The organism is Neisseria maigaei, assembly GCF_958267405.1.
GTDB lineage: Bacteria > Pseudomonadota > Gammaproteobacteria > Burkholderiales > Neisseriaceae > Neisseria > Neisseria bergeri.
In genome coordinates, this window is record NZ_CATQFT010000038.1 from 82,201 (window position 1) to 97,967 (window position 15,767).

17 protein-coding genes and 1 tRNA gene are annotated in these 15,767 nt (G+C 54.4%); 14 read left to right on the top strand and 4 right to left on the bottom strand.

The genetic code is table 11. The features are described from left to right. Nucleotides 1-3: 3 nt before the first annotated feature. Together rnhB and Q3O06_RS06950 are read left to right on the top strand one after the other, a co-directional pair. Nucleotides 4-588 carry a ribonuclease HII gene (gene rnhB / locus Q3O06_RS06945; protein WP_301818251.1) on the top strand — a complete coding sequence of 195 codons (585 nt, stop codon included), beginning with the start codon at nt 4-6 and terminating at the stop codon, nt 586-588. 12 nt (nt 589-600) lie between these two features. After that, entirely contained in the window at nt 601-813 is a 213-nt protein-coding gene (locus Q3O06_RS06950; RefSeq protein ID WP_301818224.1) for a hypothetical protein, read from the top strand. Between the two features lie 343 nt (nt 814-1,156). Here Q3O06_RS06950 and Q3O06_RS06955 read toward each other — a convergent pair whose 3' ends face one another. From Q3O06_RS06955 to Q3O06_RS06970, 4 genes are all read right to left on the bottom strand, one after another. Further along, a complete protein-coding gene (locus tag Q3O06_RS06955) occupies nt 1,157-1,756 on the bottom strand; it encodes a hypothetical protein (protein WP_301818225.1) in 600 nt (199 codons plus the stop codon). Between the two features lie 100 nt (nt 1,757-1,856). Further along, nucleotides 1,857-2,630 carry a ParA family protein gene (locus Q3O06_RS06960; RefSeq protein ID WP_002216273.1) on the bottom strand — a complete coding sequence of 258 codons (774 nt, stop codon included), beginning with the start codon at nt 2,628-2,630 and terminating at the stop codon, nt 1,857-1,859. A gap of 98 nt (nt 2,631-2,728) precedes the next feature. Beyond that, complete coding sequence (gene rsmG, locus Q3O06_RS06965) at nt 2,729-3,352, bottom strand: 16S rRNA (guanine(527)-N(7))-methyltransferase RsmG (protein ID WP_301818226.1); 624 nt, start codon at nt 3,350-3,352, stop codon at nt 2,729-2,731. A gap of 96 nt (nt 3,353-3,448) precedes the next feature. Further along, entirely contained in the window at nt 3,449-3,934 is a 486-nt protein-coding gene (locus tag Q3O06_RS06970; protein ID WP_301818227.1) for a hypothetical protein, read from the bottom strand. Between the two features lie 105 nt (nt 3,935-4,039). Here Q3O06_RS06970 and Q3O06_RS06975 point away from each other — a divergent pair. The 12 genes from Q3O06_RS06975 (at nt 4,040) to Q3O06_RS07030 (ending at nt 15,764) form a co-directional block, all read left to right on the top strand. Beyond that, nucleotides 4,040-4,115, top strand: a tRNA-Thr gene (locus Q3O06_RS06975). A 75-nt stretch (nt 4,116-4,190) separates the two neighbouring features. After that, nucleotides 4,191-5,318: an FUSC family protein gene (locus Q3O06_RS06980; protein ID WP_301818252.1), complete on the top strand. Its 1,128-nt coding sequence runs from the start codon at nt 4,191-4,193 to the stop codon at nt 5,316-5,318. A 180-nt stretch (nt 5,319-5,498) separates the two neighbouring features. Further along, the gene (gene frr / locus Q3O06_RS06985; RefSeq protein WP_002244379.1) at nt 5,499-6,056 is read left to right on the top strand and encodes a ribosome recycling factor; all 558 of its coding nucleotides are present in this window, start codon (nt 5,499-5,501) and stop codon (nt 6,054-6,056) included. 55 nt (nt 6,057-6,111) lie between these two features. After that, a complete protein-coding gene (gene uppS, locus Q3O06_RS06990) occupies nt 6,112-6,858 on the top strand; it encodes an undecaprenyl pyrophosphate synthase (protein WP_301818228.1) in 747 nt (248 codons plus the stop codon). Between the two features lie 2 nt (nt 6,859-6,860). Further along, on the top strand, nt 6,861-7,658 hold the full coding sequence (locus tag Q3O06_RS06995) for a phosphatidate cytidylyltransferase (protein WP_301818229.1): 798 nt from the start codon (nt 6,861-6,863) through the stop codon (nt 7,656-7,658). Between the two features lie 4 nt (nt 7,659-7,662). After that, a complete protein-coding gene (gene ispC / locus Q3O06_RS07000; RefSeq protein ID WP_301818230.1) occupies nt 7,663-8,898 on the top strand; it encodes a 1-deoxy-D-xylulose-5-phosphate reductoisomerase in 1,236 nt (411 codons plus the stop codon). Nucleotides 8,899-8,932: 34 nt separating this feature from the next. After that, the gene (gene rseP, locus Q3O06_RS07005) at nt 8,933-10,273 is read left to right on the top strand and encodes an RIP metalloprotease RseP (protein WP_301818231.1); all 1,341 of its coding nucleotides are present in this window, start codon (nt 8,933-8,935) and stop codon (nt 10,271-10,273) included. Between the two features lie 56 nt (nt 10,274-10,329). Continuing rightward, complete coding sequence (bamA, locus tag Q3O06_RS07010; RefSeq protein WP_301818232.1) at nt 10,330-12,753, top strand: outer membrane protein assembly factor BamA; 2,424 nt, start codon at nt 10,330-10,332, stop codon at nt 12,751-12,753. A gap of 65 nt (nt 12,754-12,818) precedes the next feature. After that, nucleotides 12,819-13,319, top strand: coding sequence for an OmpH/Skp family outer membrane protein (locus Q3O06_RS07015; RefSeq protein WP_301818253.1), 501 nt, complete (start codon nt 12,819-12,821; stop codon nt 13,317-13,319). Nucleotides 13,320-13,351: 32 nt separating this feature from the next. After that, a complete protein-coding gene (gene lpxD / locus Q3O06_RS07020) occupies nt 13,352-14,395 on the top strand; it encodes a UDP-3-O-(3-hydroxymyristoyl)glucosamine N-acyltransferase (RefSeq protein WP_301818233.1) in 1,044 nt (347 codons plus the stop codon). A gap of 33 nt (nt 14,396-14,428) precedes the next feature. Beyond that, on the top strand, nt 14,429-14,878 hold the full coding sequence (fabZ, locus tag Q3O06_RS07025; RefSeq protein WP_003675936.1) for a 3-hydroxyacyl-ACP dehydratase FabZ: 450 nt from the start codon (nt 14,429-14,431) through the stop codon (nt 14,876-14,878). 205 nt (nt 14,879-15,083) lie between these two features. Further along, complete coding sequence (locus Q3O06_RS07030; RefSeq protein ID WP_107819956.1) at nt 15,084-15,764, top strand: Abi family protein; 681 nt, start codon at nt 15,084-15,086, stop codon at nt 15,762-15,764. Nucleotides 15,765-15,767 lie beyond the last annotated feature (3 nt).

Sequence of the window (15,767 nt, forward strand, 5' to 3'; positions counted from 1 at the left end):
ATCATGCACATACTGACCGCCGGCGTAGACGAGGCAGGACGCGGACCTTTAGTCGGCAGCGTGTTTGCCGCCGCCGTCATCCTTCCGGAAACATTCGACCTGCCAGGACTGACCGACTCCAAAAAACTCAGCGAGAAAAAACGCGACGCGCTTGCCGAAATGATAAAAAATCAGGCGGTTGCGTGGCACGTCGCCGCCGCCGTGCCCGAAGAAATCGCCAGCCTCAACATCCTGCACGCCACCATGCTCGCCATGAAACGCGCCGTTGACGGTTTGGCTGTGCGTCCCGAAAAAATATTCATCGACGGCAACCGCATTCCCGAACATTTGAACATCCCTGCCGAAGCCGTCGTCAAAGGCGACAGCAAAATCATCGAAATCTCCGCCGCATCCGTTTTGGCAAAGACCGCACGCGATGCGGAAATGTACGCACTGGCGCAACGCCATCCCCAATACGGTTTCGACAAACACAAAGGTTACGGCACGAAGCAGCATCTGGAAGCCCTCAAACAATACGGCGTGCTGCCCGAACACCGCCGCGACTTCGCCCCCGTCAGAAACCTGCTCGCGCAGCAGGCCTTGTTTTAAACCGGCACAAAAATGCCGTCTGAACTTCAGACGGCATTTTCAGCATCGCAACTTCAAAGAGAAAGAACCCAAACCGTCATTCCCGAGAAAAATAGAAAATCAAAAAAGAAACCTAAAATCCGTCATTCCCGCAAAAACAAAAAATCAAAAACTGAAATTTCGTCATTCCCGCAAAAGCGGGAATCCAGAAACCCAAAGCTGCAAGAATTTATCAAAAATGACTGAAACTCAAAAAACCGGATTCCCGCGAAAACAGGAATCCGGAGTCTCAGGGTTGGAAAAACCATTTTCCCGATAAGTTTCCGTACCGACAGACCTAGATTCCCGCCTGCGCGGGAATGACGATATTTCAGTTTTCTGTTTTTGATTTTTTTTGTTTTTGCGGGAATGACGATATAGTGGATTAACAAAAATCAGGACAAGGCGACGAAGCCGCAGACAGTACAAATAGTACAGAACCGATTCACTTGGTGCTTCAGCACCTTAGAGAATCGTTCTCTTTGAGCTGAGGCGAGGCAACGCCGTACCGGTTTTTGTTAATCCACTATAAAAATTACTCAATTAAGTACTAATCCCGCAGGGTTATTAGTATTTTTTTATATCTATCTTTTAGATATTCACTTTTTGTTTCACTATATTTCAAACTGAAGTATTGAATCAATTCTGACTTATACATCATAGGTACAAAGTAAATGTATTCTTCGACCAAGTTAGTAAAGTATTCCGCAGAAGTCTTTTTAGGAGAGAGTTTAGGTATACTCATAAAATAGGCCCATTTATTCGGGAATTCCTCAAACATTTTCATCTTAGGGAGATGAAATGCTACAAAAAGAGCTACTCCCTTTCTTTGAATATTCGCTAACATAAGGCGATATATTTCCTCACTCTCAGGAAGCTTATACCTCCACATCATCATTCCAAGAGCAGATACTATACAGCGATTGATTTTACTGTTTTCCGCATACTTATTTGCTATTTGCACCAAAACACCCGCAAATTGAACATCTCTAAAAAGCTCCGTATAATAAGAAGACATTTCTTGCCTAGGCTGTTTCTCAAAATCAACAAGAAGCTTTTCGATCTCTTCGCTTGTTTGAGTTTCCCAATTCTCAATATGATGCTTCAGTTCGATTATTTTATTAACTCGAAGTTTAGTTTTGCTGTTCATATTTCTAGAAATCACGATATAAGTATTTTTATTTTAATCCGCCATATTAACGCACTCGGCCAAACAGCATAAAGGCACGGGCAGCCCGATTTGGATTGACCTATTTCCCCGACACCCTCGCCATCAGCTCGTCCGCCAAGGCAAGATACGCCTTGGTACCCTTTGCCTGCGCGTCGTAAGCCATCACCGGCATACCGTGGCTCGGTGCTTCCGCAAGGCGGATATTGCGCGGGATGACGGTTTCAAACAGCAAGTCCCCGAAATGGCTGCGCAACTGTTCGCTGACTTCGGCAACCAGCCTGCTGCGGCTGTCGTACATCGTGCGCACGATGCCCGTGATGTCCAAATCGGGATTGACCGCCTGACGGATTTTGCGCACGGTGGCAATCAGGTCGGAAATCCCTTCCAGCGCGTAATATTCGCACAACATCGGCACAATCACGCCGCCCGCCGCCACCAGGCCGTTAAGCGTCAAAAGCGTCAGCGAAGGCGGACAGTCGATCAGGATAAAGTCGTAATCTTCCGCCACTGCCTTGAGCGCGTTTTTCAAACGCACTTCCCGGGCGATTTCCTGTACCAGCTCGATTTCCGCGCCGGCCAGCGCGCGGTTCGCGCCCAACACAGCGTATCCGCCCTCTTTGCTGCGTACCGCCGCCGATTTCACGTCCGCATCGCCCAATAAAACCTGATAAACGCCGGACTGCAAACTCGCCTTGTCGATGCCGCTGCCCGTCGTCGCATTGCCCTGCGGATCCAAATCGACCACCAGCACGCGTTTGCCGCGCGATGCCAGCGAAGCCGCCAAATTTACCGTCGTCGTCGTTTTGCCCACACCGCCCTTCTGATTGGCGATGGCAAGGATGTTCGCACTCATATCCCGCCCGTGTCCCGTCTGATGTTGAAAAAAGAAAAACAGTGCGGAATTTTACCTTTATCCGCACAAAAAAGGTATTCATGCCGTCTGAAGCGCGCTCAACGCTTGCTCAGGATAACGATATGGCGTTCCGCGTCCAAATCCGGCACGTCGAGCCTTTGGACTTTTTCGACGCACACATCCTGCGGCAGGCGGTCGATTTCTTCCTGCGGATATACACCCTTCATCGCCGCCCAGTATCCGCCGTCTTTCAACAGATGCCCCGTCCACGACACAAAATCCGCCAGTTCTGCAAACGCACGGCTGGTAACCACATCGGCACACACGTCCGAAACCGCCTCCACGCGCCCCGACACCACGCGCACATTGTCCAATCCCAACTCGATAACCGCCTGCTGTAAAAAAGCCGTTTTCTTCGTATTCGCATCCAACAGCGTAATCTGCAAATCGGGACGGCACACCGCCGCCGGAATGCCGGGCTGTCCGCCGCCCGAACCGACATCCAGCATCGTCTGTGCGCCTTCGATATAGGGCAGCAGCGTCAGGCTGTCCAAAAGATGATGGACAACCATTTTTTCCTCGTCGCGCAGGGCGGTCAGATTGTAGGTTTTGTTCCACTTTTTCAACAAATCCACATAGGCCAAAAGCCTGTCCTGCGCCGTTTCCGAAATATCCAGCCCCATCGCGGCAATGCCTGCACGCAGGCGTTCTTTGCGTTCCATATCCCTATCCTGTCCATGTTCAGGCGTAATGTTAACGGAAAAACATGCCGTCTGAAACCGCGTATCGGCGTTTCAGACGGCATTTCCCGTTCCAACCTATTTTTTCCTGTGAAACACCACCGGCTGCACCGGCGCGCGCGTCAAGCGTTTGGGCAGCGTCAGCATCGCCACCAGCCACACGGCAAACGCATATTCCAACACCGCCTCCCCGCGCAGCCCGCCCAAGGCGGCACTGCCCAACAACAGCTCGAAAATCCAAGCCACCGCCGCCGCCGCGCAAGCCGCCACGCCCGACAGAAACAGCGCGTAACGGGAATGCCGCCGCATCATCTTCTTATACGCCAGCTTCGTCAGACCCGCCGATACAACCACATTCAAAAACGCAAACACGCCATACACAAACCACACCACGCCGTCCCAGCCTCCTCGCCAGCCGAATCCGCCGTCCGACACCGACACCAGCAGCCCCGTCCGTCCGAACGCAAATGCCAAGGCATCATGCACCGCCAACGCAAACGGCAGCGTCAAAAACACCAGCCCCGCAAACAGGGCCGCATAAGGATATTTCTCGTTCACAAACATCTCCGCCCCCCTCTTCCGAAGCAAACCGCATTATACCGTGCAAAACCCAGGCAGCCGCCTGAAAAGTTGCACAAACAACCGTTCATATATATCATAACAAAAAACGCCGGTGTAGCTCAGTCGGTAGAGCAGCGCATTCGTAACGCGAAGGTCGGGGGTTCGATTCCCTTCTCCGGCACCAATACCAAGCACAGACCCTCCCTTCCCCGGGAAGCCTGTGCTTTTTCACATTTCCGCTTCAGACGGCACAACCGATATGAACTCCTCGCAACGCAACCGCCTCGTCAGCCGCTGGCTCAACTCCTACGAACGCTACCGCCACCGCCGCCTCATCCACGCCGTGCGGCTCGGCGGAGCCGTCCTCTTCGCCACCGCACTCGCCCGGCTGCTCCACCTCCAACACGGCGAATGGATAGGCATGACCGTCTTCGTCGTCCTCGGCATGCTCCAGTTCCAAGGCGCCATTTACTCTAAGGCAGTGGAACGCATGCTCGGCACAGTTATCGGACTGGGCGCGGGTTTGGGCGTTTTATGGCTTAACCAACATTATTTCCACGACAACCTCCTCTTCTACCTTACTATCGGCACGGCAAGCGCACTGGCCGGTTGGGCGGCGGTCGGCAAAAACGGTTACGTCCCTATGCTGGCGGGGCTGACAATGTGCATGCTCATCGGCGACAACGGCAGCGAATGGCTCGACAGCGGACTCATGCGCGCGATGAACGTCCTCATCGGCGCGGCCATCGCCATCGCCGCCGCCAAACTCCTGCCGCTGAAATCCACACTGATGTGGCGTTTCATGCTTGCCGACAACCTGACCGACTGCAGCAAAATGATTGCCGAAATCAGCAACGGCAGGCGCATGACGCGCGAACGTTTGGAGCAGAATATGGTTAAAATGCGCCAAATCAACGCCCGTATGGTCAAAAGCCGCAGCCACCTCGCCGCCACATCCGGCGAAAGCCATATCGGCGGCAATATGATGGAAGCGATGCAGCACGCCCACCGCAAAATCGTCAACACCACCGAGCTGCTCCTGACCACCGCCGCCAAGTTACAGTCTCCCAAACTTAACGGCAGCGAAATCCGGCTGCTCGACCGCCACTTCACACTGCTCCAAACCGACCTGCAACAAACCGTCGCCCTTATCAACGGCAGACACGCCCGCCGCATCCGCATCGACACCGACATCAACCCCGAACTGGAAGCCCTCGCCGAACACCTCCACTACCAATGGCAGGGCTTCCTCTGGCTCAGCACCAATATGCGTCAGGAAATTTCCGCCCTCGTCATCCTGCTGCAACGCACCCGCCGCAAATGGCTGGATGCCCACGAACGCCAACACCTGCGCCAAAGCCTGCTTGAAACACGGGAACACGGCTGACGGCCGGACACGATGCCGTCTGAAACACCTGCCGCTTCAGACGGCATCCCCAATCCGCCTGCCTTGTCGTCATGCCCGAATAACGGTACTATTCGCAGTTAACAGTTTTCATGCCGTCTGAAAGGTTTGAAGCGCGTTTCAGACGGCTGCCCGCCTACCTTATCTTACCGAAAGAACAATATGATCAACGATATTCAAAAAACAGCCGAAGGCAAGATGCAGCGTTCGGTCGAAGTGCTGAAAGAAAATCTGGCGAAAGTGCGTACCGGCCGCGCGCATACCGGCCTGCTCGACCAAGTGGAAGTCGAATACTGGGGCAGCATGGTCCCCGTCAGCCAGGTTGCCAACGTAACGCTTTTGGACGCGCGCACCATCGGCGTGAAACCGTTTGAAAGCAATATGGCGGCCAAAGTCGAGAAAGCCATCCGCGATTCAAACTTGGGACTGAACCCGGCAGCGGTCGGCGACCTGATCCGCGTACCGATGCCCATGCTGACCGAGGAACGCCGCAAAGACCTGATTAAAGTCGTGCGCGGCGAAGCGGAAGAAGGCCGCGTCTCTATCCGCAACGTGCGCCGCGATGCCAACGACCACATCAAAAAACTCCTCAAAGACAAAGAAATTTCCGAAGACGAGGCACGTCGCGGCGAAGAAGCGGTTCAAAAACTGACCGACAAATACATTACCGAAGCCGACAAACTCCTGACTGCCAAAGAAGAAGATTTGATGGCAATTTAACCTGCACGGTTCGGCGTTCAGACGGCATTTGAACGCCGAACCGCGAAAGGCAGACATGAAAAGCAGCACGCAGGCCGTTTTAGAACACACCGCCATCCCGAGGCACATCGCCGTGATTATGGACGGCAACGGCCGTTGGGCGAAAAAACGTTTCCTCCCGCGCATAATGGGACACAAACGCGGTTTGGACGCATTGGAAAATATGGTGAAGCATTGCGCCAAACTGGGTGTGCAATATCTGACCGTGTTTGCCTTTTCAACCGAAAACTGGCGCCGCCCCGAAGACGAAGTTTCGTTCCTGATGGGGCTGTTTTTACAGGCTTTGCAAAAACAGGTACGCCGTCTGCACGAAAACAATATGCGCCTGAAAATACTGGGCAGCCGCGAACGCTTTAATCGGCAGATTCTGCAAGGCATCGAAGAAGCGGAAGCCTTGACGGCAAACAATACCGGCCTGACCCTGAGCATTGCCGCCGATTACGGCGGACGTTGGGATATTTTGCAGGCGGCAAACAAACTGATTGCCGAAGGCGTATCCGAGATTACGGAAGACACGCTGGCCAAACACTTGATGCTGGGCGATGCACCGGAACCGGATTTGTTTATCCGCACGGGCGGCGAAACGCGCATCAGCAATTTCCTGCTCTGGCAAATGGCTTATGCCGAACTGTATTTCACCGATATTTTGTGGCCCGATTTTGACGGCAAGGCTTTGGACGATGCCGTCGCTTCGTTCCAAAAACGCGAACGGCGGTTCGGACGCACCTCCGAGCAACTGCCTATCGAACAGCAAAGGAACTGAATATGCTGAAACAACGGGTAATAACCGCTATGTGGCTGCTGCCGCTGATGCTGGGCATGCTGTTTTACGCGCCGCAATGGTTGTGGGCTGCATTTTGCGGGCTGATTGCCCTGATTGCCTTGTGGGAATATGCCCGTATGGGCGGTTTGTGCAAAATCAAAACCAACCATTACCTCGCCGCAACCTTGGTTTTCGGCGTGGTTGCCTATGCGGGCGGCTGGATGCTGCCTAATTTGGTTTGGTATGTTGTTTTGGCATTTTGGCTCGCCATCATGCCTTTATGGTTGAGATTCAAATGGAGGCTCAACGGCGGTTGGCAGGTTTATGCCGTCGGCTGGCTTCTGGTCATGCCGTTTTGGTTCGCGCTCGTATCCCTGCGCCCGCATCCCGATGATGCCCTGCCGCTGCTCGCCGTGATGGGTCTGGTCTGGGTTGCCGACGTTTGCGCGTATTTCAGCGGCAAGGCGTTCGGCAAACACAAAATCGCACCGGCAATCAGCCCCGGAAAAAGCTGGGAAGGCGCAATCGGCGGCGCGGTTTGCGTGGCCGTGTACATGACCGCCGTACGAAGTGCCGGCTGGCTGGCATTCGATACAGGCTGGTTCGATACCGTGTTAATCGGTTTGGTGTTGACCGTTGTCAGCGTATGCGGCGACCTTTTGGAAAGCTGGCTCAAGCGCGCGGCAGACATCAAAGACAGCAGCAACCTGCTGCCCGGACACGGCGGCGTGTTCGACCGTACCGACAGCCTGATTGCCGTTATCAGCGTCTATGCGGCGATGATGTCGGTTTTAAATTGATTCTATGCCGTCTGAAAACGCTTCAGACGGCATCCGGTATAAAGTTATCCCCATTATGACACCACAAGTCCTGACCATATTAGGCAGTACCGGCAGCATAGGCGAAAGCACGCTGGACGTTGTCTCCCTCCACCCCGAAAAATTCCGCGTATTCGCGCTGGCAGGGCATAAGCAGGTCGAGAAACTGGCGGCTCAATGTCAAACGTTCCGCCCCGAATATGCCGTCGTTGCCGATGCGGAACACGCCGCCCGGCTTGAAGCCCTGTTGAAACGCGACGGCACGGCGACTCAGGTTTTACACGGCGCGCAGGCATTGGTTGACGTTGCGTCTGCCGACGAAGTCGGCGGTGTCATGTGCGCCATCGTCGGGGCGGCGGGGCTGCCTTCCGCGCTCGCAGCGGCGCAAAAAGGCAAAACCATTTATCTGGCGAACAAAGAGACGCTGGTGGTTTCCGGCGCGTTGTTTATGGAAACCGCCCGTGCAAACGGCGCGGCAGTGTTGCCCGTCGACAGCGAACACAACGCCATTTTCCAAGTTTTGCCGCGCGATTACACAGGCCGTCTGAACGAACACGGCATCCGTTCGATTATCCTGACCGCTTCCGGCGGCCCATTTTTAACGACCGATTTAGGCACGTTCGACAGCATTACGCCCGCCCAAGCGGTCAAACACCCCAATTGGAGCATGGGGCGCAAAATCTCCGTCGATTCCGCCACCATGATGAACAAAGGTTTGGAGCTGATTGAAGCGCATTGGCTGTTCAACTGTCCGCCTGACAAGCTCGAAGTCGTCATCCATCCGCAATCCGTGATACACAGCATGGTGCGCTACCGCGACGGCTCCGTGTTGGCACAACTGGGCAATCCCGATATGCGAACGCCCATCGCCTATTGTTTGGGCTTGCCCGAGCGCATCGATTCGGGTGTCGGCGACCTTGATTTCGACGCATTGTCCGCGCTGACCTTCCAAAAGCCCGACTTTGACCGCTTCCCCTGCCTGAAGCTCGCCTATGAAGCCATGAACGCAGGCGGAGCCGCGCCCTGCGTATTGAACGCCGCCAACGAAGCCGCCGTCGCCGCCTTTTTGGACGGACAGATTAAGTTTACCGACATTGCCAAAACCGTCGCCCATTGTCTTGCACAAGACTTTTCAGACGGCATAGGCGATATAGGGGAGCTCTTGGCGCAAGATGCTCGGACACGCGCACAAGCGCGGGCATTTATCGGCACACTGCGCTGATGCCGTCTGAACACCGTTATCAAAGGAAAACCATTTGCACACCCTTCTAGCTTTTATCTTCGCCATCCTGATTTTGGTCAGCCTGCACGAATTCGGACACTACGCCGTTGCAAAATTATGCGGCGTAAAAGTGCTGCGTTTTTCCGTCGGCTTCGGCAAACCGTTTTTCACCCGAAAGCGCGGCGACACCGAATGGTGCCTCGCCCCGATTCCGTTGGGCGGTTACGTCAAAATGGTCGACACGCGCGAAAGCGAAGTATCAGAAGCCGATTTACCCTACGCTTTTGACAAACAACACCCCGCCAAGCGCATCGCCATCGTCGCCGCCGGCCCACTGACCAACCTCGCACTGGCGGTTTTGCTGTACGGACTGAGCTTTTCCTTCGGCGTAACCGAACTGCGCCCCTATGTCGGCACAGTCGAACCCGACACCATTGCCGCCCGCGCCGGCTTCCAAAGCGGCGACAAAATACAATCCGTCAACGGCACACCCGTTGCAGATTGGGGCGGCGCGCAAACCGAAATCGTCCTCAACCTCGAAGCCGGCAAAGTCGCCGTCGCCGTTCAGACGGCATCGGGCGCGCAAACCGTCCGCACCATCGATGCCGCAGGCACGCCGGAAGCCGGCAAAATCGCAAAAAACCAAGGCTACATCGGGCTGATGCCCTTTAAAATCACAACCGTTGCAGGCGGCGTGGAAAAAGGCAGCCCCGCCGAAAAAGCAGGTCTGAAACCAGGCGACAGGCTGACTGCCGCCGACGGCAAACCCATCGCCTCATGGCAGGAATGGGCAAACCTGACCCGCCAAAGCCCCGGCAAAAAAATCACCCTGACCTACGAACGCGCCGGACAAACCCACACCGCCGACATCCGCCCCGATACTGTCGAACAGCCCGACCACACCCTGATCGGGCGCGTCGGCCTCCGTCCGCAGCCGGACAGGGCGTGGGACGCGCAGATCCGCCGCAGCTACCGTCCGTCTGTTGTCCGCGCATTCGGCATGGGCTGGGAAAAAACCGTTTCCCACTCATGGACAACCCTCAAATTTTTCGGCAAACTGATTAGCGGCAACGCCTCCGTCAGCCATATTTCCGGGCCGCTGACCATTGCCGACATTGCCGGACAGTCCGCCGAACTCGGCTTGCAAAGTTATTTGGAATTTTTAGCGTTGGTCAGCATCAGCCTCGGCGTGCTGAACCTGCTGCCCGTCCCCGTTTTGGACGGCGGGCACCTCGTGTTTTATACTGCCGAATGGATACGCGGCAAACCTTTGGGCGAACGCGTCCAAAACATCGGTTTGCGCTTCGGGCTTGCCCTCATGATGCTGATGATGGCGGTCGCCTTCTTCAACGACGTTACCCGGCTGCTCGGTTAGATTTTACGTTTCGGAATGCCGTCTGAAACCGCATTCCGCACCACAAGGAACTTACGATGAAACTGAAACAGATTGCTTCCGCACTGATGATATTGGGCATATCGCCTTTGGCATTTGCCGACTTCACCATCCAAGACATCCGTGTCGAAGGCTTGCAGCGTACCGAGCCGAGCACCGTATTCAACTACCTGCCCGTCAAAGTCGGCGATACCTACAACGACGATCGCGGCGGGGAAATCATCAAAAGCCTGTACGCCACCGGCTTTTTCGACGACGTGCGCGTCGAAACTGCGGACGGGCAGCTCCTGCTGACCGTCATCGAACGCCCCACCATCGGCTCGCTCAACATCACCGGCGCAAAAATGCTGCAAAACGACGCCATCAAGAAAAACCTCGAATCGTTCGGGCTGGCGCAGTCTCAATACTTTAATCAGGCGACACTCAACCAGGCAGTTGCCGGACTGAAAGAAGAATATCTCGGACGCGGCAAACTCAATATCCAAATCACGCCCAAAGTAACCAAACTCGCCCGCAACCGCGTCGACATCGACATCACGATTGACGAGGGCAAATCCGCCAAAATCACCGACATCGAATTTGAAGGCAACCAAGTCTATTCCGACCGCAAACTGATGCGGCAGATGTCGCTGACCGAAGGCGGCATTTGGACCTGGCTGACACGAAGCAACCAATTCAACGAGCAGAAATTTGCCCAAGACATGGAAAAAGTAACCGACTTCTACCAGAACAACGGCTACTTCGATTTCCGCATCCTCGATACCGACATCCAAACCAACGAAGACAAAACCAAGCAGACCATCAAAATCACCGTCCACGAAGGCGGACGTTTCCGCTGGGGCAAAGTGTCGATTGAAGGCGACACTAACGAAGTCCCCAAGGCCGAACTGGAAAAACTGCTGACCATGAAGCCCGGCAAATGGTACGAACGTCAGCAGATGACCGCCGTTTTAGGTGAGATTCAGAACCGCATGGGCTCGGCAGGCTACGCATACAGCGAAATCAGCGTACAGCCGCTGCCGAACGCCGAAACCAAAACCGTCGATTTCGTCCTGCACATCGAACCGGGCCGGAAAATCTACGTCAACGAAATCCACATCACCGGCAACAACAAAACCCGCGACGAAGTCGTCCGCCGCGAATTGCGCCAAATGGAATCCGCGCCTTACGACACCTCCAAGCTGCAACGTTCCAAAGAGCGTGTCGAGCTGTTGGGCTACTTCGACAACGTACAGTTTGATGCTGTCCCGCTTGCCGGCACGCCCGACAAAGTCGATTTGAACATGAGCCTGACCGAACGCTCCACCGGCTCGCTCGACTTGAGCGCGGGCTGGGTGCAGGATACCGGTTTGGTGATGTCCGCCGGCGTATCGCAGGACAACCTCTTCGGCACGGGCAAATCCGCATCCGTGCGCGCCTCACGGAGCAAAACCACGCTCAACGGCTCGCTGTCGTTTACCGACCCGTACTTCACGGCAGACGGGGTCAGCCTGGGCTACGATGTTTACGGAAAAGCCTTCGACCCGCGCAAAGCATCGACCAGTGTCAAACAATATAAAACCACCACCGTCGGCGGCGGCGTAAGGATGGGTATCCCTGTTACCGAATACGACCGCGTGAATTTCGGTCTGGCGGCGGAACACCTGACCGTCAACACCTACAGCAAAGCACCCAAACGCTATGCCGACTTTATCAAACAATACGGCAAAACCAACGGCACAGACGGCAGCTTCAAAGGCTGGCTGTACAAAGGTACCGTCGGCTGGGGGCGCAACAAAACCGACAATGCCCTGTGGCCGACGCGCGGCTACCTGACCGGCGTGAATGCCGAAATCGCCCTGCCCGGCAGCAAACTGCAATACTACTCCGCCACCCACAACCAAACCTGGTTCTTCCCCCTGAGCAAAACCTTCACGCTGATGCTCGGCGGCGAAGCCGGCTATGCCAACGGCTACAGCAAAACCAAAGAAATCCCCTTCTTTGAAAACTTCTACGGCGGCGGTCTGGGTTCGGTGCGCGGCTACGAAAGCGGCACGCTCGGCCCGAAAGTGTATGACGAATACGGCGACAAAATCAGCTACGGCGGCAACAAAAAAGCCAACGTTTCCGCCGAGCTGCTCTTCCCGATGCCGGGTGCAAAAGACGCGCGCACCGTCCGCCTGAGCCTGTTTGCCGACGCAGGCAGCGTGTGGGACGGCAAAACCTACGACGACAACAGCAGCAATTCCGCGACCGGCGGCACCGGCGCTGCCGGCACGTCCGGCGGCAGGGTTCAAAACGTTTACGGTGCCGGCAATACCCACAAATCGACCTTCGCCACCGAATTGCGCTATTCCGCCGGCGGCGCGGTTACCTGGCTCTCGCCTTTGGGCCCGATGAAATTCAGCTACGCCTACCCGCTGAAGAAAAAACCGGAAGACGAAATCCAACGCTTCCAATTCCAACTCGGCACGACGTTCTAATCCCGCAAATGCCGTCTGAAGCCCTTCAGACGGCATTTCGCGGCAACATCCGAAGGAGTTTTACCATGACCCGTTTTACCCGCGCGTTTGCCGCCGCCCTGATCGGTTTGTGCTGCACCGCAGGCGCGTACGCCGACACCTTCCAAAAAATCGGCTTTATCAACACCGAGCGCATCTACCTCGAATCCAAGCAGGCGCGCGACATTCAAAAAACGCTGGACGGCGAATTTTCCGCCCGCCAGGACGAATTGCAAAAACTGCAACGCGAAGGCCTGGATTTGGAAAGGCAGCTTGCCGAAGGCAAACTCAAAGACGCACAAAAGGCGCAAGCCGAAGAAAAATGGCGCGGGCTGGTCGCAGCGTTCCGCAAAAAACAGGCGCAGTTTGAAGAAGACTACAACCTCCGCCGCAACGAAGAGTTTGCCTCCCTCCAGCAAAACGCCAACCGCGTCATCGTCAAAATCGCCAAACAGGAAGGTTACGATGTCATTTTGCAGGACGTGATTTACGTCAACACCCAATACGACGTTACCGACAGCGTCATTAAAGAAATGAACGCCCGCTGACCCTTTCAGACGGCATACCGAACAGGAAAACCATGATTCCGGCCACCTACACCCTGTCCCAAATTACCGCGCGGCTCGGCGGCGAATGGCGCGGCAAGGACATTTCCGTTACCGCCGTGCGCCCGCTCGCAGACGCGCAGGCGGAACACATCAGCTTCCTCGCCAACCCGAAATACAAAGCCGAAGTCCACGACAGCAGCGCGGGCGCGGTCATCGTTTCCGCCAAAGCAGCAGACGGATTTGAAGGGCGCAACCTGATTGTCGCCGACGACCCCTATCTCTATTTCGCCAAAGTCGCGCGCCTGTTTTCACCCGTCGTCAAAGCGCGCGGCGGCATCCATCCGACCGCCGTCGTCGAAGAGGGCGCGACCGTCCCCGCAAGCTGCGAAATCGGCGCGAACGCCTACATCGGTGCGAATACCGTACTCGGCGAAGGCTGCCGCATCTTGGCAAACGCCGTCGTCCAACACGATTGCAAACTGGGCGACGAAGTCGTCCTGCATCCCAACGCCGTCGTTTATTACGGTTGCACACTCGGCAACCGCGTCGAAATCCACAGCGGCGCGGTCATCGGCGCGGACGGTTTCGGACTCGCCTTCGCCGGCGATTCATGGTTTAAAATCCCGCAAACCGGCGCGGTAACGCTGGGCGACGACGTGGAAATCGGCTCGAACACCAACATCGACCGCGGCGCGATGAGCGACACCACCGTCGGCAACGGCACCAAAATCGACAACCAAGTCCAAATCGGACACAACTGCAAAATCGGTTCGCACACCGTCATCGCCGCCAAAACCGGCATCTCAGGCAGCGTAACCATAGGCAGCTACTGCATCATCGGCGGCGGTGTCGGCACGGTCGGACACATCGAAATCGCCGACAAAACCACCATCGGCGGCGGCACGTCCGTGACCCACAGCATTACCGAAAGCGGCAAACACCTCGCCGGCATCTTCCCGATGTCCGAACATAAAGAATGGGCGCGCAACGCCGTTTACATCCACCGCTTAAGCGAAATGAACAAACGGCTCAAAACGCTGGAGCAGCAGCTTTCAGACGGCAAAGACACGCAATAAATCCAAACCGATTTTTCCAAGGAACACAAAAACATGGACGTTCAACTCCCCATCGAAGCCAAAGACATCCAAAAACTCATCCCCCACCGCTACCCATTTCTCCAGCTCGACCGCATCACCGCCTTCGAGCCGATGAAAACCCTGACCGCGATTAAAAACGTCACCATGAACGAGCCGCAGTTCCAAGGCCACTTTCCCGACCTGCCCGTTATGCCCGGCGTACTCATCATCGAAGCGATGGCGCAGGCGTGCGGCACGTTGGCGATTTTGAGCGAAGGCGGGCGCAAGGAAAACGAATTCTTCTTCTTCGCCGGCATAGACGAAGCCCGTTTCAAACGCCAAGTCATCCCCGGCGACCAACTCGTCTTTGAAGTCGAACTCCTGACCAGCCGGCGCGGCATCGGCAAATTCAACGCCGTTGCCAAAGTGGACGGGCAAGTTGCCGTCGAAGCCGTGATTATGTGTGCCAAACGCGTGGTTTGAGCGTTCGGAAAAGGTCGTCTGAAAGTTTCAGACGACCTAATAAAAAGAAAACCCACCGGTTTAGGTTTATTCAAACCCAGGGACACGGTGGGGATTAGTTTTATCTAACTATATCAAATATAGTTTGAAACGTCAATTTAAAAATAAAGAATCAGGGGTTAGCGTGAATTATAAGGAATGCTGTAGTATTTTTTCTGATTTCAGAATGGAACGGTATAAAAATGCCGTTGGGGAAGACAAAGCAGCTGAATTGTATTTATTGAATTTATCTTTATCAAGAGAACTTTTTCATGTTGTTTCAATACTTGAGATTGTTTTAAGAAACAAAATTGATATTTGCCTTCAGCAGGCGTTTAAAGACAGAAACTGGTTATATAACAGCATACAGCCACAAACGAATCCTGCATTGAAATATCAAGGTTGTTTTTTAAGAAATGGCACGAAAGAATCTGCTGAATTAATCAAGGTTGCATTATCTAAAATACAAAATAATAGCGGGGGAAAGTTTGACCACAACCAATTGGTTGCAGGACTAGGATTCGGTTTTTGGCGGTATCTATTTGCAGGAGGGAAAGATGCCCAATTTGATGCTACAGGGAAAGTATTGATGAAAGTTTTTCCAAAAAAGCCCAAATCTACACCAAGTGTGCAATATAACCAAAAATGGATTTTTCGAGAACTTTCCAATATTAACAATTTCCGTAATCGTTTGGCACATCACGAACCGATTTGTTTTAAAGGTGCAATAAAAGATACCAACTACGCTAGAAATATTCACCAATCTATTTTTGAACTGCTTAATTACATGGATGTAGATACTACTTCAGTATTTAGCCATTTTAGCGATCAAGTGATTGCGGTCTGCGATGAAATCGACAAACTGTGATTT

What these genes read in the sequence shown, in the direction of transcription:
- rnhB (WP_301818251.1), top strand. Translation starts at nt 4, where the DNA reads ATGCACATACTGACCGCCGGCGTAGACGAGGCAGGACGCGGACCTTTA.
- Q3O06_RS06950 (WP_301818224.1), top strand. Translation starts at nt 601, where the DNA reads ATGCCGTCTGAACTTCAGACGGCATTTTCAGCATCGCAACTTCAAAGA.
- Q3O06_RS06955 (WP_301818225.1), bottom strand. Translation starts at nt 1,756, where the DNA reads ATGAACAGCAAAACTAAACTTCGAGTTAATAAAATAATCGAACTGAAG.
- Q3O06_RS06960 (WP_002216273.1), bottom strand. Translation starts at nt 2,630, where the DNA reads ATGAGTGCGAACATCCTTGCCATCGCCAATCAGAAGGGCGGTGTGGGC.
- rsmG (WP_301818226.1), bottom strand. Translation starts at nt 3,352, where the DNA reads ATGGAACGCAAAGAACGCCTGCGTGCAGGCATTGCCGCGATGGGGCTG.
- Q3O06_RS06970 (WP_301818227.1), bottom strand. Translation starts at nt 3,934, where the DNA reads ATGTTTGTGAACGAGAAATATCCTTATGCGGCCCTGTTTGCGGGGCTG.
- Q3O06_RS06980 (WP_301818252.1), top strand. Translation starts at nt 4,191, where the DNA reads ATGAACTCCTCGCAACGCAACCGCCTCGTCAGCCGCTGGCTCAACTCC.
- frr (WP_002244379.1), top strand. Translation starts at nt 5,499, where the DNA reads ATGATCAACGATATTCAAAAAACAGCCGAAGGCAAGATGCAGCGTTCG.
- uppS (WP_301818228.1), top strand. Translation starts at nt 6,112, where the DNA reads ATGAAAAGCAGCACGCAGGCCGTTTTAGAACACACCGCCATCCCGAGG.
- Q3O06_RS06995 (WP_301818229.1), top strand. Translation starts at nt 6,861, where the DNA reads ATGCTGAAACAACGGGTAATAACCGCTATGTGGCTGCTGCCGCTGATG.
- ispC (WP_301818230.1), top strand. Translation starts at nt 7,663, where the DNA reads ATGCCGTCTGAAAACGCTTCAGACGGCATCCGGTATAAAGTTATCCCC.
- bamA (WP_301818232.1), top strand. Translation starts at nt 10,330, where the DNA reads ATGAAACTGAAACAGATTGCTTCCGCACTGATGATATTGGGCATATCG.
- Q3O06_RS07015 (WP_301818253.1), top strand. Translation starts at nt 12,819, where the DNA reads ATGACCCGTTTTACCCGCGCGTTTGCCGCCGCCCTGATCGGTTTGTGC.
- lpxD (WP_301818233.1), top strand. Translation starts at nt 13,352, where the DNA reads ATGATTCCGGCCACCTACACCCTGTCCCAAATTACCGCGCGGCTCGGC.
- fabZ (WP_003675936.1), top strand. Translation starts at nt 14,429, where the DNA reads ATGGACGTTCAACTCCCCATCGAAGCCAAAGACATCCAAAAACTCATC.
- Q3O06_RS07030 (WP_107819956.1), top strand. Translation starts at nt 15,084, where the DNA reads ATGGAACGGTATAAAAATGCCGTTGGGGAAGACAAAGCAGCTGAATTG.